Source organism: Kosakonia sp. HypNH10 (assembly GCF_029850615.1).
Taxonomy (GTDB): Bacteria; Pseudomonadota; Gammaproteobacteria; order Enterobacterales; family Enterobacteriaceae; genus Kosakonia; species Kosakonia cowanii.
Window position 1 is genome coordinate 602,647 of the sequence record NZ_JAOTIU010000002.1, and the last position, 17,968, is coordinate 620,614.

Here is a 17,968-nt window from a genome sequence, read left to right on the forward strand (position 1 = left end):
GGTCACGATGGGCTACAACGTTAAGCAATCAGAGCAGCGCCGTATCGCCGGGTTTCATCTGGTGGGGCCGTGGGAAGAGAAGGTGAAGCAGGGCTTCCAGCAATTGCTGCTGTGGGTCGAGAATAACCAGATCCAGCCGCTGGAGTGGGTCAGCGTCTATTACGATAACCCCGATGAAGTGCCACCGGAAAAGCTGCGCTGCGATGTCGCCATCACCGTTGAGCGCGACTTTCAGGTGCCTGTTAACAGTGCGGGCGTGATTACCACTGACATTCCCGGCGGCCACTACGCGGTGATGAGCGCGCGGGTCTACAACGAAGATTTTGAAGGCAGCTGGAACCTCTTTTTCGACGAACTGTTGGGTGACAGCTCGGTGCAGATTGGTGCCGGACCCTGTTTTGAGATCTACCAGAACGACGGCAAGGGCGACGGTTTCTGGGATATCGAAATGTATATCCCCGTCGAGCCGAACCCCCACTAAAGCAGGGCAGGGTAAAAAAAGGCCGTGAGAGTGATGCTGGCGGCCTCTTTTTTTGTCCTGACAGGGCATCGGTGCGAAAAAATACCGCTACAATTGCGCCTCTCTTTTTAACCCGGAGCCTGGCTGTGCGTCGCGACAAATCCCTCAGCCCCTTTGAAATTCGACTCTATCGCCACTACCGCGTGGTGCACGGCGTGCGCATTGCGCTGGCGTTTATCCTTACCTTTTTGCTTATCCGCCTGCTCAATGTGCCTGAGGGTACCTGGCCGTTGATTACGCTGGTGGTGCTGATGGGGCCAATCTCCTTCTGGGGCAACGTGGTGCCGCGCGCCTTTGAGCGCATCGGCGGCACCATTTTCGGCGCGGTGCTGGGGCTGGTGGCGTTAAAGCTGGAGCTCTACTCTCTGCCACTGATGCTGTTGTGGTGTGCCGCCGCCATGTTTCTCTGCGGCTGGCTGGCGCTCGGCAAAAAACCTTACCAGGCGCTGCTGATTGGTATCACCCTTGCGGTCGTCGTGGGGGGGCCTAGCGGCGATATGCATACGGCGCTGTGGCGCGGTGGCGATGTGATTATCGGTTCGCTCCTCGCCATGCTCTTTACCGGCATCTGGCCGCAGCGCGCCTTTTTGCACTGGCGCATTCAGATGGCGAACTATGTCACGGCCTTCAACCGCGTCTATCAGGGCGGTTTCTCGCGCAACCTGGTGGAGCGGCCACGGCTGGAAAAACATCTGCAAAAAATCCTCAACGACGTGGTAAAGATGCGCGGGCTGATTACGCCCGCCTGCAAAGAGACTCATATTCAGAAAGCGATCTTCGAGGCTATCCAGACCGTCAGCCGCAATATGGTCTGCATGCTGGAGCTGCAAATCAACGCCCACTGGAGTTCTCGCGCCAGCCACTTCGTGATGATTAACGCCAGCACGCTGCAAGAGACGCAGCAGATGACCCAGCAGACGCTGCTCACCATCGCTCACGCGCTCTATGAGGGCAATCCGCAGCCGATCCTGGCGAATACGGAAAAACTTAACGATATCGTCGCCGAGCTGCGGCAGTTGATTGGCGAACATCAGGGCGATGCGGTGACGGAAACCTCGATTCACGGCTATGTCTGGCTCAGCATGGAGCTGGCGCGCCAGCTGGAGTTGTTATCGCATTTGATCTGCCGGGCGCTGCGCAAATAAACGGCTAATAACCGCCTCGGGGTGTCAGGTTGTTTCGATTCAGCTATATTTGCGGTTATGATAGCCAGCAGGAAAACTTATTGTCATATGCCACTGCTTTGGGTAGGTTTGCCTCTCAGGTGATGGCCTTAACGAATCCGAATCTCAATTAATCAGGGGTGTCAAAATGGAAACAACCAAGCCTTCATTCCAGGACGTTCTGGAATTTGTGCGTCTGTTCCGTCGCAAAAACAAACTGCAGCGCGAAATTCAGGACGTTGAGAAAAAGATCCGTGATAACCAGAAACGCGTTCTGCTGCTGGACAACCTCAGCGACTACATCAAGCCGGGCATGAGCGTTGAAGCCATTCAGGGCATTATCGCCAGCATGCGTACCGACTACGAAGATCGCGTTGATGACTACATCATCAAAAACGCCGAGCTGTCGAAAGAGCGCCGCGAAATCTCTAAGAAACTGAAAACCATGGGCGAACTGAAGTCGGTCGAACACAAAGCCGAGTAAGCGCCTGCGCGGTGAGAGCATCGCCTCTCACCGTCCTCTTTTTTCTCCACCCCTTCCACTTTTCTTCCTCCTTTTTTCTTTATCACCCATAAAAACCAGGCCTTTCTCTGTTTGCAGAGTGGTAAAATGCGCCGCGCAGATCGCACATCAGGACATTCAAAATATCATCAGGAGTCCGCATGTTAACGCTTGTCACCGGCGGCGCGCGCAGCGGCAAAAGCCGCCACGCCGAATCGTTAGTCAGCCCCGCGCCGCGGGTGTTGTATATCGCCACCGCGCAAATTTTTGATGAAGAGATGGCCGCGCGCATTGCCCATCATCGCCAGAGCCGCCCGGCACACTGGCGCACGGAGGAGCGCTGGCAACAGTTAAGCAATATCATCACCGCGCACAACGATCCGGATGAGGCGATCGTGCTGGAGTGCATCACCACGCTGGTGACTAATCTGCTCTTCGCCTTTGGCGGCAGCGACGAAGCCGATTGCTGGGATTACGCCGCGCTGGAGGCGCAGGTGCAGCAGGAGATCGACGCCCTGATCGCTGCCTGCCACGGCTGCCCCTCCCCGGTGGTGATGGTAACCAATGAAGTTGGGATGGGGATCGTGCCGGAAAACCGTCTGGCGCGGCACTTTCGTGATATTGCCGGGCGCGTTAATCAGCGGCTGGCGCAGGCCGCCGATGAGGTCTGGCTGGTGGTTTCGGGAATTGGAGTGAAAATAAAATGATTAAGTTGTTCTTCGCCACATTGTCGTTTATCAGCCGCATTCCGGTGCCGGGCCGTTGGGTACAGGGGCTGGATGGGGCGGATTATGTGCGTGGGATCACCACTTTTCCGCTGGTCGGCCTGCTGCTCGGCGGCCTGAGCGGTCTTCTTTTCATGGTATTGCACGCCTGGTGCGGTGCGCCGCTGGCGGCACTGTTGAGTGTGCTGGCGCTGGCGCTGCTGACCGGCGGTTTCCATCTCGATGGACTGGCAGACACCTGCGATGGCGTTTTCTCGGCCCGCCGACGCGAGCGGATGCTGGAGATCATGCGCGACAGCCGTCTTGGCACCCACGGCGGGCTGGCACTGGTGTTTGCGCTGGTGGCAAAAATCCTCCTGCTTAGCGAGCTACAGTTGCGCGATACGCCGATGATCGCAGCGCTGGCGGCGGCCTGCGCTGCCGGGCGCGGCTGCTCAGTGTTACTTATGTTCGGACACCGCTACGCCCGCGACGAAGGGCTGGGCAATCTGTTTATTGGCAAAGTGTCCGGCAAAGATACCCTTATCACCTTAATCATCACCACGCTGTTAGCCGCGGCGTTGCTCGGCGCGCAGGGCGTGCTGGCGCTGCTGGTCACCATGGTGGCGATTTACCTGCTCGGCTGGTTGCTCAAGCGCACCCTTGGCGGGCAGACTGGCGACACCCTCGGCGCGGCGATTGAGCTTGGCGAGGTTATCTTCCTGTTAGCGCTGCTCTGATCCCTTAACGAGAGACGTAATGCAGACATTAGCGACGATATTAGATCTCATTCCGGCTCCTGACGAGGCGGCGATGGTGCGCGCCCGGCAGCACCTCGATGGTTTACTTAAGCCGGTTGGCAGCCTCGGGCGGCTCGAGTCACTGGCGGCTCAATTAGCGGGCATGCCCGGCCTTCAGGGTAAACTGCGGGTCGATGAAAAAGCGCTGATTGTGCTGTGCGCCGATCATGGCGTCTGGCAGGAAGGCGTGACGGTCTCGCCGAAGGCCGTGACCGCCATTCAGGCGGCGAACATGGTGCAGGCCAACACTGGCGTGTGCGTGCTGGCGGCGCAGGCCAGGGCGAAGGTGCATGTGCTGGATGTCGGCATTGACGCGGAGCCAATTGCGGGGCTGATCACTATGAAGGTCGCGCGCGGCAGCGGGAATATCGCCAGCGGCCCGGCAATGACCACTGAACAGGCGGAAGCGGTATTGCTCTCGACAGTGCGTTACACCCGCCAGCTTGCGGTACAGGGGGTGAAACTGTTTGGCGTTGGCGAGCTGGGAATGGCCAACACTACGCCCGCCGCAGCGGTCGTCAGCGTGCTAACCGGGAGTGCGCCGGAGGCAGTGGTCGGTCTCGGTGCCAATCTGCCGGAATCATTATGGGATCATAAAGTGCAGGTGGTGAGCAGGGCGCTTGCCATTAATCAGCCGGATGCGACCGACGGGCTGGATGTGCTGGCAAAAGTGGGTGGCTACGATCTGCTCGGGATGACCGGCGTGATGCTCGGCGCTGCCTCCTGCGGGCTGCCGGTGGTGCTGGATGGTTTTCTCTCTTACGCCTCTGCGCTGGCGGCGTGCCGGATAGCGCCGCAGGTGAAACCTTATCTGATCCCCTCGCATCTCTCCGCCGAAAAAGGGGCGCGTATTGCTCTTGCAGCGCTCGGTCTTGAACCCTATATCTCGATGGAGATGCGTTTAGGCGAGGGCAGCGGTGCGGCGCTGGCAATGCCGCTGGTGGACGCCGCTTGTGCGATTTACAACCAGATGGGTACGCTGGCGGGCAGTAATATTGTGTTGCCGGCGCAGTGAAGATTGCCGGATGGCGCTGCGCTTATCCGGCCTACAAAACAGCATGCATTCGGTTTGCGTAGGCCGGATAAGGCGTTAGCCGCCATCCGGCACCAGTAAAAGTGCAACAGACCGGTCGCTATACCGTTAAGCCGCCATCCGGCAAAACGCCACTACTCGGCCTGCTGCATTACCTGCAACAGCGTATCCAGCAAGCCGGGAAAACAGATATCCAGATCTTCACGGCGCAGTGAAATCATATTCTCCCGCCCCTGCGGGCGCTGCCACACCACGCCGCTGTCGCGCAGCACGCGCCAGTGATGGGTCATGGTCGATTTCGCCACCTCCTGCGGACGCAGCGTGTTGCAGCTCATTTCACTGCCGTCGGCCAGGCGCCTGATGATGGCCAGCCGCAGCGGGTTGCCGAGCGCAAAAAGCACATTTTCCAGGCGAAACTGCTCACGTTCAGGGTGGTTAGCGATCATACTTTTCCTGTATTAACGATGGGGCTGCGGCTGACTCAGCGGCGCTACTATACGCAAACTGCCTGTTTAACACCACGACCGCTACCCCGGATTCACCAATCGAAAGAATAGTGAAAATAGTTCGAATATACTCGTACAGTTGTACTATGCTAAACGCCGTTAAACCTCTGCGGCTCATTCGGGCCGCCAAATAACAGTCAACAGACTAAGGACGCATCATGCCCCGACCCATTCCTCTCGAACGTTATCGCAACATCGGTATCTCCGCGCATATCGATGCCGGTAAAACCACCACCACCGAGCGCATTCTGTTTTACACCGGGATGAGCCATAAGCTGGGGGAAGTACACGATGGCGCGGCAACCACCGACTGGATGGCACAGGAGCAGGAGCGCGGCATTACTATTACCTCCGCAGCGGTAAGCTGCTTCTGGCCCGGTATGGATCGCAATTTTGAACCGCACCGCATCAATATTATCGACACCCCCGGCCACGTCGATTTCACCATTGAAGTGGAGCGCTCGATGCGCGTGCTGGACGGCGCGGTGATGGTCTATGACTCGGTGGGCGGCGTGCAGCCGCAGTCGGAAACCGTCTGGCGCCAGGCCAATAAATATCACGTTCCGCGCCTCGCCTTCGTGAACAAAATGGACCGCCCCGGCGCAGACTTCTTCCGCGTGGTGCAGATGATGATCGACCGCCTGAAAGCCAACCCGGTGCCGATTGTCATCCCGATTGGTGCCGAAGAGCACTTCACGGGGGTTATCGATCTGATCAAAATGCGCGAAATCATCTGGGATGATGCCACGCAGGGCATGTCCTTTAGCTATGCCCCGGTGCCGGAAGCGTTGCTGGCAACCGCGCAAGAGTGGCGCGAAAAAATGGTCTCTGCGGCAGCAGAAGCGAACGAGGCGTTGATGGATAAATACCTCGAAACCGGTGAGCTGGACGAAGCTGAAATTATTGCCGGTCTGCGTCAGCGCACCATCGCCGGTGAAATCCAGCCGATGCTCTGCGGTAGCGCATTCAAAAACAAAGGCGTGCAACGCATGCTCGACGCGGTGGTTGAGCTGATGCCCTCGCCGCTGGATATCCCGGCGATTCAGGGCGTGGATGAAAAAGGCCAGCCGGCGGAACGTCATGCGAATGATGACGAGCCCTTCTCGGCGCTCGCCTTCAAACTGATGACCGACCCCTACGTCGGCCAACTGACGTTTATCCGCGTCTACTCGGGTGTGCTGAAAAAAGGCGATGCGGTCTATAACCCGGTGAAAGGCAAAAAAGAGCGCATCGGGCGTATTGTGCAGATGCATGCCAACGATCGTCACGAAGTGGATGAGTTGCGCGCGGGGGATATCGCCGCCTGTGTCGGGTTAAAAGATGTCACCACCGGCGACACGCTCAGCGATCCGGACAAGGTGATTACGCTTGAGCGCATGGAGTTCCCGGAGCCGGTGATCTCGCTCGCCATTGAGCCGAAGACCAAAGCGGATCAGGAGAAAATGGGCATCGCGCTGCAGCGGCTGGCGGCGGAAGATCCGTCATTCCGCCTGCATACGGATGAGGAGTCCGGGCAAACCATCATCTCCGGGATGGGGGAGCTGCATCTGGAGATCATTGTTGACCGCATGAAACGCGAATTTGGCGTGGAAGCGAATATCGGTCGCCCGCAGGTTACTTATCGCGAAACGCTGCGCAAAACCGTTAAAGATATTGAAGGCAAGTTTGTGCGCCAGTCCGGTGGTAAAGGGCAGTATGGCCATGTAGTGCTGACTCTGGAGCCGCTGGCGGCGGGAAGCGGCTTTGTGTTTGAAGATGCGACCAAAGGTGGCGTGGTGCCGCGCGAGTATATCCCCTCCGTTGAGAAAGGGGTGCGCGAAGCAATGAACAGCGGCGTGCTGGCGGGCTACCCGGTGGTGGATGTGAAAGCGACGCTGACTTTCGGCTCCTATCACGATGTCGACTCTTCGGAGATGGCCTTCCGCATGGCGGCGATCTTTGGCTTTAAAGAGGGCGCGCGCCGCGCGGATCCGGCGATCCTTGAGCCGGTGATGCACGTTGAAGTGGAGACGCCGGAGGAGTACGCCGGGAATATTATGGGCGATCTCTCCTCGCGGCGCGGCATGGTGCAGGGTATGGAGGAGCGTTTTGGTAGCCAGATCATCCGCGCCGACGTACCGCTGTCGGAGATGTTTGGCTATGCCACCACGCTGCGATCGATGTCGCAGGGGCGTGCAACCTACAGCATGGAGTTCCATCACTACGCGGAAGCACCGCGCAATGTGGCCGAGGAGATTATCGCCAGCCGCAGTAAAGGATAAGTTTTAACACGTCACTTCAAACCCCGCTTCGGCGGGGTTTTTTATGCTCAATTTTTGTGCAGCGCAGTTGTTCTTTGCGCGGCTTCGCAACTTTTTTTCCCGCTGCTGTTTTTCACCAAAAGTCTGGAAGCGCGCTTCCAGACTGCTTTTTTGGGCAGGTGAAAGCAATTTCATCAAGACAAGATCTCGATATAGGTTTGAGTCTATATAGTAAAAGATCTATATTGTCGGCGTGAGTTTACGCTGCATCTGCAGAAGAACGACAAAAGGAGCGAATGCAATGAGTAAAACACTCGAGCAATTAATTGCCGAACAGCCACCTGAGGTTGTCGCGAAGGCGCAAACCCTGGCGCAGGAGATGCTGCTTAATATTCACCTTGCTGAGCTGCGTGAGCGCGTGCAAAAAACGCAGAACGAAATGGCGCAGGAGCTGGGGCTTAAGCAGCCCACTGTGGCCGTGATGGAGAAGCAGGGGAGAGATATTAAGTTATCGACGCTGAAACGCTACGTCGAAGCGACGGGCAGCAAGCTGCGCATCGATATCGAGTTACCCGACGGCTCCCATTATGGTTTCGCGCTCTGACAGCAGATCCCAGGAAGCCGACTATCATTAGCAGACATCCGCTTCGCCTGAGGAAAGGTTATGTTGCGTCCTGTCACACTGCTTTGCGCTTCTCTGCTGTCACTCTCGGTCCAGCCTGCGCTGGCGGTTACTTACCCGCTGCCGCCGGAAGGCAGCCGGCTGGTGGGTAGCCCGCAAACCATCACCGTGCCGCAGGGCAACACCTTTCCGCTGGAAGCTTTTGCCGCGAAATATGGCCAGGGGCTAAGCAATATGCTGGAAGCCAACCCCGACGCTGACCCTTATCTGCCAAAAGCCGGTTCACAGCTGGTCATCCCGCAGCAGATCATCCTGCCAGCCACCGTGCGGGAAGGCATTGTCGTTAACGTCGCGGAAATGCGGCTCTATTACTACCCAAAAGAGAGCAATACCGTTGAGATCCTGCCGATTGGTATTGGCCAGGCCGGACGTGAAACGCCGCGTAACTGGGTGACGGCCGTTGAGCGTAAACAGGCGGGTCCTACCTGGACACCAACGGCCAACACCCGCAAAGCGTACGCCGATGAGGGCAAAACCCTGCCGGCCTTTGTGCCAGCCGGGCCGGATAACCCGATGGGGCTGTACGCCATCTATATCGGTAAGCTGTATGCCATTCATGGTACCAATGCAGATTTTGGCATCGGCCTGCGCGTCAGCCAGGGCTGTATCCGCCTGCGCAATCAGGACATTAAATACCTGTTTGATAACGTGCCGGTCGGCACCCGCGTGCAGATTATCGATGAGCCGGTGAAAGTGAGCCGCGAGCCGGACGGCAGCAGCTGGGTCGAAGTGCACGAGCCGCTGTCGCGCAACCGCGCAGAGTTTGAATCGACGGCAAAAGTGCCGCTGCCCGCCACGCCGGTACTTAACAGAATCGTCAAAGAGGCGGGCGCGGATGCAAGCCAGGTGACGATGGCGCTGGAGAGACGTTCAGGCATGCCGGTAAAAGTCGGCGCGCCAGCTGTGAACAATAGTGAAATGCGAGGCATTGAGCGGATGTAAAAGCGGGCAGGCACTTGCTCAATTAATTTGAATGTTATTGTTAAATCAATGTTATTTCATCTTATGGCGTTAAGCGTAGAGTAGGGGCACTTACGATTTTCTGAACGAAGGACGACGACGCCATGAAAAAGATCGGTTTTTTATCATTTGGTCACTGGACCCCCTCGCCGCAGTCCGGCACCCGCTCTGCGGCTGACGCGCTGCTGCAATCAATCGATCTGGCGGTCGCCGCAGAAGAGCTGGGCGCAGACGGTGCTTACTTCCGGGTGCACCATTTCGCCCGCCAGCTCGCCTCGCCGTTTCCGCTGCTCGCCGCCGTAGGCGCGAAAACCAGCCGCATTGAAATTGGTACTGGCGTGATCGATATGCGTTATGAAAACCCGCTCTATATGGCGGAGAGCGCCAGCGCGGCGGATTTGATTGCCGGTGGTCGTTTGCAGCTTGGCATCAGCCGCGGCTCGCCGGAGCAGGTGATTGATGGCTGGCGCTATTTCGGCTACCAGCCCGCCGAGGGCGAAAATGAGTCCGATATGGCGCGACGTCACACCGAAGTGCTGCTCGATGCGCTGCGCGGCGAAGGGTTTGCTAAGCCCAACCCGCAACCGATGTTCCCCAATCCGCCGGGTTTACTGCGCCTGGAGCCTTACGCAGAAGGCTTGCGCGAGCGCATCTGGTGGGGCGCAGGCTCCAATGCCACCGCGGTGTGGGCGGCGAAACTGGGGATGAATCTGCAAAGTTCGACGCTGAAAGATGACGAAACGGGCGAGCCGTTCCACATTCAGCAGGCGCAGCAGATCCGCGCCTACCGGGAGGCGTGGAAAGCCGCCGGTCATACGCGGACACCGCGCGTCTCCGTCAGCCGCAGCATCTTTGCCCTGATGAACGATCGCGACCGCGCCTACTTTGGCGGCAGCCGTGACGATGATGATAAAATCGGTTTTCTTGATGAGAAGACACGTGCGATTTTCGGTCGTAGCTATGCCGCAGAGCCGGACAAGTTGGTTGAACAACTTAAGCAAGACGAAGCGATCGCCGAGGCGGACACCCTGTTACTGACGGTGCCGAACCAGCTTGGCGTTGACTATAACGCCCACGTTATTGAATCAATTTTGAAACATGTTGCGCCTGCGATGGGCTGGCGCAGCTAAGTAAACGCGCCTTGCCGCACGCGTGCCGGCAGGGCGTTTTTTTACCGCATGACAGAAAGATAAAGTAGCGGTAAACGCTTTTTCATGTTATTGATTTAAAAATAAATATAACTACTTTTTGCTCTTCTCTTTTTCTGTCAGTTAAAAAGTAGCGCATTACGCGTTTTGTCTCGTATAAGACGCCATATTCCTCCCCGCTTCGCTTGAAATCCTTTCCACTCAAACTGTTACTCAGAGTTATCTCCCTTGCGATTTTGTGACGGCTGCTACACTTATTGGCGTTATCGGTAACGACATAACGTCATTTCCGCGCGGTGAAACGCTTCGTTTTTGCAGGCGGTTTCGCCCCCACACAAGGAGATAAGGTATGACAGACCGTCCACAAAATCCTCAGCACGCGCAACAACAACAGTGGCCCGGCAGTTTTTTACAGATGGAACCGAAACCCGATCACGGTGAAGCGGATTATCAGGGTTCGGGTCGCCTGAAAGGCAAAACTGCCATTATCACTGGCGGCGACTCCGGCATCGGCCGGGCTGTTGCCATCGCCTATGCCCGCGAAGGCGCAGACGTGGTGATCTCCTATCTCGATGAGCATGATGATGCGAAAGACACCGCACAATGGGTTGAAAAGGCAGGGCAGAAAGCCGTCTTGATTGCGGGCGACATCACGAATGCTGAACATTGCCGCAATATTGTGGCGCAGACGGTGGAGCAATTCGGCAAGATCGACATCGTGGTAAATAACGCTGCCTACCAGATGACGCGCGAGTCGCTTGATGAGATCAGCGATGACGAATTCGACCGCACCATGAAAACCAATCTCTACGCCATGTTCTATATCTGCAAGGCGGCGGTGCCGCATATGCCGGCGGGCGGGTCGATCATTAACACGGCCTCGGTAAATGCCGATCAGCCGAAGCCGAAACTGATTGCTTACTCCGCGACTAAAGCGGCGATTATCAATTTCTCCGGTAGCCTCGCTGCGCTGCTGGCTGAAAAAGGCATTCGTTCAAACGCCGTTGCGCCTGGCCCCATCTGGACGCCGCTTATCCCGGCGACCATGCCGCCTGAACAAGTTGAGAGCTTCGGCAGTGAAGTCCCGCTTGCGCGCATGGGTCAACCCGCAGAACTCGCCTCGTCCTATGTGATGTTAGCCAGCGATGAAGCGAGCTATATCTCTGGTGCGACCATTGCCGTCACTGGTGGCGTCGCGGTTATCTGACACTCAAGGAGGCGTGATGAAGGCTTATCCACTGGCACTCAGTGTGCCTGTTGCCACGCATATCTTCGGCGGGCAACGCATTAAGCAGCAGTTGGGCAAAGCGGATCTGCCCGATTCACGCATCGCTGAAACCTGGGAGATCAGTGACGTTGACGGCATGATCGCCTCGGTAGTCAACGGTGAATATGCAGGTTGCAGCCTGCGTGAACTGGTGGAGCGCTATCCCGATGAGATGGTGGCGCCCGGATGGCGCGGCCCGTACTTCCCGCTGCTGAGTAAGTTTATCGACGGCAGCGGAATGCTGCCGGTGCACCTGCATGCCAATGATAAAGTCGCGCAGGCGCTTGAGCAGCAGCCGAACGGTAAAACCGAAGCCTGGTACATTTTGTGGGCGGCGGAAAACGCGACCTGTCTGCTTGGCGTGCGTGAGGGCGTCGATAATGCCCGGCTGAAAGCGGCGCTACTCGCCGAGGATTACGATGCGGTGATGCACCGGGTGCCTGTCAAAGCGGGTGATACTTTTTACGTACCCGGCGGCATGCTGCACAGTTTCGGTCCCGATACGCTGATTTATGAAATCGAGCAGACCTCGGATATCCAGCAGCACGCTATGCCGTGGCGGATGGAGGATGGCTCGCGCCTCAGCCAGCAGGAGTGGGAGCGCAATATTGATGCACTGTTACAGGAGCTGCGCCCGGAACTGCGCTGTGAGCCGCAGCCAGGCCTTGTGCTCGAAACGCCAGACCTGAAGCGGCTCTTCTGCTGCGCCGGGCCCTACTTTGCGCTGGAGCGCTGGTCGTTCAGCCAGACGCAACGTTTTCATTTCAACAGCGCGCGTATTCTCACTAACCTCGGTGCGCCGCTAACCGTTGAGGCAAACGGCGTCAGCGTCCCGGTTGGCAGGGCTGCATCGCTACTGCTGCCCGCCGCGCTGGATGAGGTCACTCTGCGTGATGCGGGTGAAGTGCTGATCGGCTATGTGCCGGATCTGATGGCTGATGTGCTGCAACCGCTGCGCGCAGCGGGCTACCGTGAAGATCAGATTGCGGCACTGGGCGATATGGATGGGCAACTGCGTTAACTGAGGCAGGCAGAATGCAAAAAGCCCGCTCGGGTTTCCCTGAGCGGGCTTCTTAAATGTGGCTCCTCTGACTGGACTCGAACCAGTGACATACGGATTAACAGTCCGCCGTTCTACCGACTGAACTACAGAGGAATCGTGTGGAGGCTTATCTTAGCGGCGAAAAATCTTTTGTCAAACCCCATTTCAGGGGAGGGGAGTCAACTGCTGATTCCATCAGCGATTTGCATGTATTGACACCAATTTATGCTGAATTGCTTTGCAGGATCACCATTTCTCCCCCATCATTTGAAATGTAATTTCATCTTTTACGGCAAGGACTATTTTGAACGTCGTCACCCCCCTTCGCCAGGCCGTCATGCGTACCCCCTGGTATAGAAAGCGTAAAAGCTATCGTGTACTTTTCTGGCGGGAAATCACCCCGCTTGCGGTGCCGATCTTCCTCGAAAACACCTGTGTGCTGATGATGGGCGTGCTCAGTACCTTCCTCGTGAGCTGGCTGGGCAAAGAGGCGATGGCGGGCGTGGGCCTTGCCGATAGCTTTAACATGGTGGTAATGGCCTTTTTTGCCGCTATCGATCTCGGCACCACAGTGGTGGTGGCCTTCAGCCTCGGCAAACTCGACGCCGAGCGGGCGAGGTCGGCAACGCGGCAATCGCTGATGATTATGACGCTGTTCGCCATTGTGCTGGCGGCGGTGATCCACTACTTCGGCCGTGAAATTATCGATGTTATTGCCGGGGCGGCAACCCAGCCGGTGAAAGATCTGGCGCTCACCTATCTTGAGTTAACGGTGCTGAGCTACCCGGCGGCGGCGATTGCGCTGATTGGCAGCGGCGCGTTGCGTGGCGCAGGGAACACGAAAATCCCGCTGCTGATTAATGGCGGCATGAACATTCTTAATATCATCATCAGTAGCGCGCTGATCTACGGTGCTTTTGGCTGGCCGGGAATGGGCTTTGCTGGTGCGGGGCTCGGGTTGACCATTTCGCGCTATATCGGCGCAGTGGCGATTATCTGGGTGCTGATGATTGGCTTTAACCCGTCGCTGCGCATCCCGCTTAAAAGTTATGTTGAGAAGCTGAACTTCAACATTATCTGGGAAGTGATGGGTATCGGCATTCCGGCCAGTATCGAATCGGTACTGTTTAACGGCGGTAAACTGTTGACGCAGATGTTCGTCGCAGGAATGGGCACCAACGTGATTGCCGGGAACTTTATCGCCTTCTCCGTGGCGGCATTGATTAACCTGCCCGGTAACGCGCTGGGCTCAGCCTCGACGATTATTACCGGCAAACGCCTCGGTAAAGGGCAGATTGCCCAGGCTGAACGGCAGCTGCGCCATGTGTTCTGGCTCTCGACGCTGTTACTGACAGCGATTGCCTGGGGAACCGCGCCGTTTGCCGGTTGGTTCGCCGCGTTTTATACCCATGAAGAGGATGTAAAAGAGGTCGTTAAGGTGCTTTTATGGCTTAACGCCGCGTTTATGCCAATCTGGGCGGCGTCATGGGTGCTGCCCGCCGGGCTGAAAGGCGCACGTGATGCGCGTTTCGCGATGTGGGTGTCAATGCTCGGCATGTGGGGGTGTCGCGTCGTGGCAGGTTATACGCTTGGTATCGTGTTAGGCATGGGCGTGGTCGGCGTCTGGCTGGGGATGTTCCTTGACTGGGCGGTGCGCGGCGCGCTCTTCTACTGGCGAATGGTCAGTGGCCGCTGGCTGTGGAAGTATCCGAAGCCGCAGAAAACCCCGGCGGAACGGGCCATTTCCGCACAGAATGGAGAATAATTCGGCAAACGCGCCAAAATGTGAAATCAGGCTTTGACATGGCGCAGGGGCACCGCTAATATTCGCCCCGTTCACACGATTCCTCTGTAGTTCAGTCGGTAGAACGGCGGACTGTTAATCCGTATGTCACTGGTTCGAGTCCAGTCAGAGGAGCCAAATTTAAGAAGCCTGCTTACGAGCAGGCTTTTTGCTTTTCATATTTCGGTCATCTCGCCGTCTCAGTTTTTGCCCTTCACCAATCACAACCCGCTTTATAGGCTCACTGTCGATATAACCTTTTGTCGCGCTCCGCGCGGGCGAATGGCTTGCGTACTCTCACAAACGAGCCGTTCACCGCCAGCCGAAACCGGCGGTGAGAGGCAGGCTTAACGGAAAGGGGGTTCGTTAAAGGTGCGCAGCTTACGCGAATGGAGACGATCGCCTTCGGCGCGCAGCAGGTCGATGGCACGAATACCGATTTGCAGGTGTTCGGAAATCGCTCCTTCGTAGAAGCGGTTCGCCTGGCCAGGGAGCTTGATCTCGCCGTGCAGCGGCTTGTCCGAGACGCAGAGCAGAGTGCCGTAGGGCACGCGGAAGCGATAACCCTGCGCGGCAATGGTCGCGCTCTCCATATCAATCGCCACCGCGCGGCTCAGGTTAAAGCGCAGCGCCGAAGCTGAGTAGCGTAGCTCCCAGTTGCGATCGTCGGTGGTAACCACCGTGCCGGTGCGCAGGCGTTGTTTCACCTCTTCGCCGGGCATCTCGCTCACCTCTTTGGTGGCGTCATAGAGCGCGCGCTGCACTTCAGCGATGCTCGGGATTGGAATATCCGGCGGCAGAACCGCATCAAGGACATGATCATCACGCAGGTAGGCGTGCGCCAGCACATAATCACCAATCTGCTGGCTCTCGCGCAGGCCGCCGCAGTGACCAATCATCAGCCAGACATCCGGGCGCAACACCGCCAGGTGATCGCAGATTGTTTTCGCATTCGACGGGCCAACGCCAATATTGATAAGCGTAATGCCCTGACCGTCCGCCGTGACTAAGTGCCAGGCGGGCATTTGATGCTTCTTCCACGCCAGATCGGAAATCGCCTGCTCTGGCGCTTCGGTGTCTGCGGTGATCCAGTGTCCGCCCGCGCAGGAGAGGGCGATATAGGGGCTGTCGGGATCGAGGATCTGGCTACAACCCCAGCGCACAAACTCATCGACATAGCGGGTGTAGTTGGTAAACAGCACAAACGGCTGGAAGTGCTCGACCTGCGTACCGGTGTAGTGGCGAAGGCGCGCCAGTGAGAAGTCGACACGGCGGGCGTCGAAGTGCGACAGCGGGTAGAGCTCGGTTGGATGGAACAGGCCATCTGCCGTCTCATCGCCAATCTGCGCCAGTTCAGTGGTCGGGAAAAAGCGCGTCAGGCCAGCGCTCATTGAGCGATCCAGCGTCAGCTCTGAACCATCTATCACATAAGGATAAGGGATCTCGTGGGCCGAGAGGCCAACCTCGATCTGCGCGCCATAATCCTGGCACAGCAGCGTGAGCTGCTCGATAAGATAGGCGCGAAACAGCGACGGCCTGGTAATCGTGGTGGAGTAGCGGCCCGCATGGGTAAAGCGCGCATAGGCGCGGGTTTTCGACGGTTTGCTGGCACTGCCGTTCCAGCTCACTGATAACTGCGGGTAGACGAACAGCCCTTTTTCACGCGCTTCAACGTCCGGAAGCTCACCTTTCTCAATATAGACACCAATCGCCTCGCGAAGGGCATTGACGGAGCGGTCATACAGCGCTTCCAGTTGATCCAGCGCCTGTTCCGGGGTCAGATTTGCACCCTCGTTGGTCATTTTTATCTCCTTATCTGCGTTACGGCTCTACCGATAATATGTCACGACTTTGTGAAACGAAAGTTGCCGGCCAGTGATTCGGAAGAAACGGGGGGAGAAAAGATCCGGCGCGCCAGCGCACGCCGGAAACGGGTTACGCGTGGATGTTGACCAGCGTACGGCCATGAATATTGTTGTTGAGGAATTCGGCGGCGGTGGCAGGGACCTGTTCGAGCGCGATCTCGGTCGCCGCCTGCTGGTAATAGCTCTCCGGCAGCGTGCTCGCCAGCTTCTCCCAGACGGCGCTGCGCTTTTCAGCAGGCACCATCACCGAGTCAACCCCTTGCAGACGCACATTGCGCAGAATAAACGGCATCACGCTGGTCGGCAGATCGAAACCGCCCGCCAGACCGCAGGCAGCCACGCAGCCGCCATAGTTGGTCTGCGCCAGTACTTTTGCCAGCACCTTGCTGCCAACCGTATCGATCGCGCCTGCCCAGAGCTGCTTCTCCAGCGGGCGCGTCTCATCAAACTCACTTCTTGGCAGGATCTGATCCGCGCCAAGCTGGCGCAGAAACGCGTGGGTCGATTCGCGACCCGTCACCGCCGCCACGCTGTAGCCGAGCGTTTTCAGCAGGACAACCGCCGTGCTGCCGACGCCACCGCTGGCACCGGTAACCAGCACCGTGCCATCCTGCGGTTTTACGCCCGCCTCTTGCAGGGCGTTAACGCAGAGCATGGCGGTAAAACCGGCGGTACCGATGATCATCGCATTGCGCGCGCTCAGGCTCTGCGGCAGCGGCACCAGCCAGTCGCCTTTCACGCAAGCCTGGGTTGCCAGGCCGCCCCAGTGGTTTTCCCCCACGCCCCAGCCGGTAAGGATCACCGCCTGGCCTGGCGTGTAGCGCGCATCGCGGCTTTCACTGACGCGACCGGCGAAATCGATGCCCGGCACCATCGGGAACTGACGCACGATTTTACCTTTGCCGGTGATCGCCAGCGCATCTTTGTAGTTGAGGCAGGACCAGTCGATATCGACTTTTACCTCGCCCTCGGCAAGATCCGGCAGGGCGATCTCTTGCACCGCGGCGAGGGTCTGTTTCTCATGTTGTTCCAGAACTAATGCTTTCATAGCTGCGTTTTCCTCGTCATGAGGGGTGGATTTCGGCGTAATGCCGGCTCTGCAGGTGTTATTTGAATATGTTGGCGGAAGAAGGCCCAGAAGTGGTCGAGCGGCTCTGCGCTGCGAAAGAGTTTGGCGCGCATTACCGCGCCCTCCCAGCCGGACCAGAAGAGGCTGGCCAGCGCCTCGGGCGACGCCTGTTGCGGCAGTTCGCCGCAGGCTTGCGCCTCGCGCAGGCATGCTGCCACGCGGCGCTCCCAGTCGCTCAGAATGGTTTTAAGCTGCTTCGGAAAGGCATCGGGTAGCAGCGGCGTCTCCTGCAACAGGTTGCCGACAAGGCATCCGCGGCGGAAATCATACTTCGCCATTCCTTCACCAGCGTGATGGACAAAGGCGTCCAGCCGTTGAAGAGGCGTACGTGACGTATCGAGCAGAAAAGTGTCGAGTTTATGGGCGAAGAAGGTACCGTAGGCCTCAAGCACCGCCATACCAAACGCCTCTTTGCTCTTAAAGCAGTGGTAAAAGGAACCCTTAGGCACGGCGATATTTTTGATTACCGCATCGATCCCGGCGGAGAGATAGCCGGTTTCTGTCAGCACCTCCAGACCCGAGCGGATCAGCGCCTGACGAGTGTCGGTAAAGTCGCGAGCCTTTTGCGGCGGGCGGCCACGACGCGGCTTTTGCGTCAATGTATTATCGCCATCCATAATTTAG

At 57.6% G+C, this 17,968-nt stretch carries 18 protein-coding genes and 2 tRNA genes; 14 read left to right on the forward strand and 6 right to left on the reverse strand.

Going from position 1 to position 17,968, the window contains the following annotated elements; translation table 11 throughout:
* Positions 1 to 7: 7 nt before the first annotated feature.
* From sbmC to cobT, 6 genes are all read left to right on the forward strand, one after another.
* Entirely contained in the window at positions 8 to 481 is a 474-nt protein-coding gene (gene sbmC, locus N7V53_RS08985; RefSeq protein ID WP_279793113.1) for a DNA gyrase inhibitor SbmC, read from the forward strand.
* A 125-nt stretch (positions 482 to 606) separates the two neighbouring features.
* Positions 607 to 1,665: an FUSC family protein gene (locus N7V53_RS08990; RefSeq protein WP_023479166.1), complete on the forward strand. Its 1,059-nt coding sequence runs from the start codon at positions 607 to 609 to the stop codon at positions 1,663 to 1,665.
* 166 nt (positions 1,666 to 1,831) lie between these two features.
* Positions 1,832 to 2,167: a DUF496 family protein gene (locus tag N7V53_RS08995; protein ID WP_023479096.1), complete on the forward strand. Its 336-nt coding sequence runs from the start codon at positions 1,832 to 1,834 to the stop codon at positions 2,165 to 2,167.
* 179 nt (positions 2,168 to 2,346) lie between these two features.
* Entirely contained in the window at positions 2,347 to 2,892 is a 546-nt protein-coding gene (gene cobU, locus N7V53_RS09000; protein ID WP_279793114.1) for a bifunctional adenosylcobinamide kinase/adenosylcobinamide-phosphate guanylyltransferase, read from the forward strand.
* The gene (gene cobS / locus N7V53_RS09005; protein ID WP_279793116.1) at positions 2,889 to 3,629 is read left to right on the forward strand and encodes an adenosylcobinamide-GDP ribazoletransferase; all 741 of its coding nucleotides are present in this window, start codon (positions 2,889 to 2,891) and stop codon (positions 3,627 to 3,629) included. The genes cobU and cobS overlap by 4 nt, the downstream gene beginning before the upstream one ends.
* Before the next feature lie 19 nt (positions 3,630 to 3,648).
* Complete coding sequence (gene cobT / locus N7V53_RS09010; protein WP_279793117.1) at positions 3,649 to 4,704, forward strand: nicotinate-nucleotide--dimethylbenzimidazole phosphoribosyltransferase; 1,056 nt, start codon at positions 3,649 to 3,651, stop codon at positions 4,702 to 4,704.
* A gap of 152 nt (positions 4,705 to 4,856) precedes the next feature.
* Here cobT and N7V53_RS09015 read toward each other — a convergent pair whose 3' ends face one another.
* Positions 4,857 to 5,168, reverse strand: coding sequence for a helix-turn-helix domain-containing protein (locus tag N7V53_RS09015; protein ID WP_023479098.1), 312 nt, complete (start codon positions 5,166 to 5,168; stop codon positions 4,857 to 4,859).
* A 218-nt stretch (positions 5,169 to 5,386) separates the two neighbouring features.
* Between N7V53_RS09015 and fusA the strand changes: the two genes are divergently transcribed.
* Positions 5,387 to 7,489 (forward strand): elongation factor G, encoded by a 2,103-nt coding sequence (gene fusA, locus N7V53_RS09020; RefSeq protein WP_279793119.1) that lies wholly within the window; start codon positions 5,387 to 5,389, stop codon positions 7,487 to 7,489.
* Positions 7,490 to 7,492: 3 nt separating this feature from the next.
* Here fusA and N7V53_RS09025 read toward each other — a convergent pair whose 3' ends face one another.
* Positions 7,493 to 7,666 (reverse strand): hypothetical protein, encoded by a 174-nt coding sequence (locus tag N7V53_RS09025; protein ID WP_279793120.1) that lies wholly within the window; start codon positions 7,664 to 7,666, stop codon positions 7,493 to 7,495.
* Positions 7,667 to 7,769: 103 nt separating this feature from the next.
* On the opposite strand from N7V53_RS09025, the gene N7V53_RS09030 reads away from it, so the two are divergent.
* The 5 genes from N7V53_RS09030 to N7V53_RS09050 all read left to right on the forward strand — a co-directional run bounded on the left by N7V53_RS09030 (position 7,770) and on the right by N7V53_RS09050 (position 12,546).
* Positions 7,770 to 8,072: a helix-turn-helix domain-containing protein gene (locus N7V53_RS09030; RefSeq protein WP_279793121.1), complete on the forward strand. Its 303-nt coding sequence runs from the start codon at positions 7,770 to 7,772 to the stop codon at positions 8,070 to 8,072.
* A 63-nt stretch (positions 8,073 to 8,135) separates the two neighbouring features.
* Complete coding sequence (gene ldtA, locus N7V53_RS09035; protein ID WP_279793186.1) at positions 8,136 to 9,092, forward strand: L,D-transpeptidase; 957 nt, start codon at positions 8,136 to 8,138, stop codon at positions 9,090 to 9,092.
* 122 nt (positions 9,093 to 9,214) lie between these two features.
* Complete coding sequence (locus N7V53_RS09040) at positions 9,215 to 10,240, forward strand: LLM class flavin-dependent oxidoreductase (protein WP_279793122.1); 1,026 nt, start codon at positions 9,215 to 9,217, stop codon at positions 10,238 to 10,240.
* A 367-nt stretch (positions 10,241 to 10,607) separates the two neighbouring features.
* A complete protein-coding gene (locus N7V53_RS09045; protein WP_279793123.1) occupies positions 10,608 to 11,465 on the forward strand; it encodes a glucose 1-dehydrogenase in 858 nt (285 codons plus the stop codon).
* Positions 11,466 to 11,481: 16 nt separating this feature from the next.
* Complete coding sequence (locus N7V53_RS09050) at positions 11,482 to 12,546, forward strand: class I mannose-6-phosphate isomerase (RefSeq protein WP_279793124.1); 1,065 nt, start codon at positions 11,482 to 11,484, stop codon at positions 12,544 to 12,546.
* 59 nt (positions 12,547 to 12,605) lie between these two features.
* Here N7V53_RS09050 and N7V53_RS09055 read toward each other — a convergent pair.
* A tRNA-Asn gene (locus N7V53_RS09055) sits at positions 12,606 to 12,681 on the reverse strand.
* A 163-nt stretch (positions 12,682 to 12,844) separates the two neighbouring features.
* On the opposite strand from N7V53_RS09055, the gene N7V53_RS09060 reads away from it, so the two are divergent.
* On the forward strand, positions 12,845 to 14,332 hold the full coding sequence (locus N7V53_RS09060) for an EmmdR/YeeO family multidrug/toxin efflux MATE transporter (protein WP_279793187.1): 1,488 nt from the start codon (positions 12,845 to 12,847) through the stop codon (positions 14,330 to 14,332).
* Between the two features lie 80 nt (positions 14,333 to 14,412).
* Positions 14,413 to 14,488, forward strand: a tRNA-Asn gene (locus N7V53_RS09065).
* A 209-nt stretch (positions 14,489 to 14,697) separates the two neighbouring features.
* On the opposite strand, the gene N7V53_RS09070 is transcribed toward N7V53_RS09065, so the two are convergent.
* The 3 genes from N7V53_RS09070 to N7V53_RS09080 form a co-directional block, all read right to left on the reverse strand.
* Entirely contained in the window at positions 14,698 to 16,152 is a 1,455-nt protein-coding gene (locus N7V53_RS09070) for an AMP nucleosidase (protein ID WP_023479170.1), read from the reverse strand.
* 133 nt (positions 16,153 to 16,285) lie between these two features.
* Positions 16,286 to 17,263, reverse strand: coding sequence for an MDR family oxidoreductase (locus tag N7V53_RS09075; RefSeq protein ID WP_023479235.1), 978 nt, complete (start codon positions 17,261 to 17,263; stop codon positions 16,286 to 16,288).
* Entirely contained in the window at positions 17,260 to 17,961 is a 702-nt protein-coding gene (locus tag N7V53_RS09080) for a TetR/AcrR family transcriptional regulator (protein WP_279793126.1), read from the reverse strand. The genes N7V53_RS09075 and N7V53_RS09080 overlap by 4 nt, the downstream gene beginning before the upstream one ends.
* Between the last annotated feature and the right edge of the window lie 7 nt (positions 17,962 to 17,968).

Coding starts and splice junctions, on each gene's coding strand:
- sbmC (WP_279793113.1), top strand. CDS start 8: ATGGGCTACAACGTTAAGCAATCAGAGCAGCGCCGTATCGCCGGGTTT.
- N7V53_RS08995 (WP_023479096.1), top strand. CDS start 1,832: ATGGAAACAACCAAGCCTTCATTCCAGGACGTTCTGGAATTTGTGCGT.
- cobU (WP_279793114.1), top strand. CDS start 2,347: ATGTTAACGCTTGTCACCGGCGGCGCGCGCAGCGGCAAAAGCCGCCAC.
- cobS (WP_279793116.1), top strand. CDS start 2,889: ATGATTAAGTTGTTCTTCGCCACATTGTCGTTTATCAGCCGCATTCCG.
- cobT (WP_279793117.1), top strand. CDS start 3,649: ATGCAGACATTAGCGACGATATTAGATCTCATTCCGGCTCCTGACGAG.
- N7V53_RS09015 (WP_023479098.1), bottom strand. CDS start 5,168: ATGATCGCTAACCACCCTGAACGTGAGCAGTTTCGCCTGGAAAATGTG.
- fusA (WP_279793119.1), top strand. CDS start 5,387: ATGCCCCGACCCATTCCTCTCGAACGTTATCGCAACATCGGTATCTCC.
- N7V53_RS09030 (WP_279793121.1), top strand. CDS start 7,770: ATGAGTAAAACACTCGAGCAATTAATTGCCGAACAGCCACCTGAGGTT.
- N7V53_RS09040 (WP_279793122.1), top strand. CDS start 9,215: ATGAAAAAGATCGGTTTTTTATCATTTGGTCACTGGACCCCCTCGCCG.
- N7V53_RS09045 (WP_279793123.1), top strand. CDS start 10,608: ATGACAGACCGTCCACAAAATCCTCAGCACGCGCAACAACAACAGTGG.
- N7V53_RS09050 (WP_279793124.1), top strand. CDS start 11,482: ATGAAGGCTTATCCACTGGCACTCAGTGTGCCTGTTGCCACGCATATC.
- N7V53_RS09070 (WP_023479170.1), bottom strand. CDS start 16,152: ATGACCAACGAGGGTGCAAATCTGACCCCGGAACAGGCGCTGGATCAA.
- N7V53_RS09075 (WP_023479235.1), bottom strand. CDS start 17,263: ATGAAAGCATTAGTTCTGGAACAACATGAGAAACAGACCCTCGCCGCG.
- N7V53_RS09080 (WP_279793126.1), bottom strand. CDS start 17,961: ATGGATGGCGATAATACATTGACGCAAAAGCCGCGTCGTGGCCGCCCG.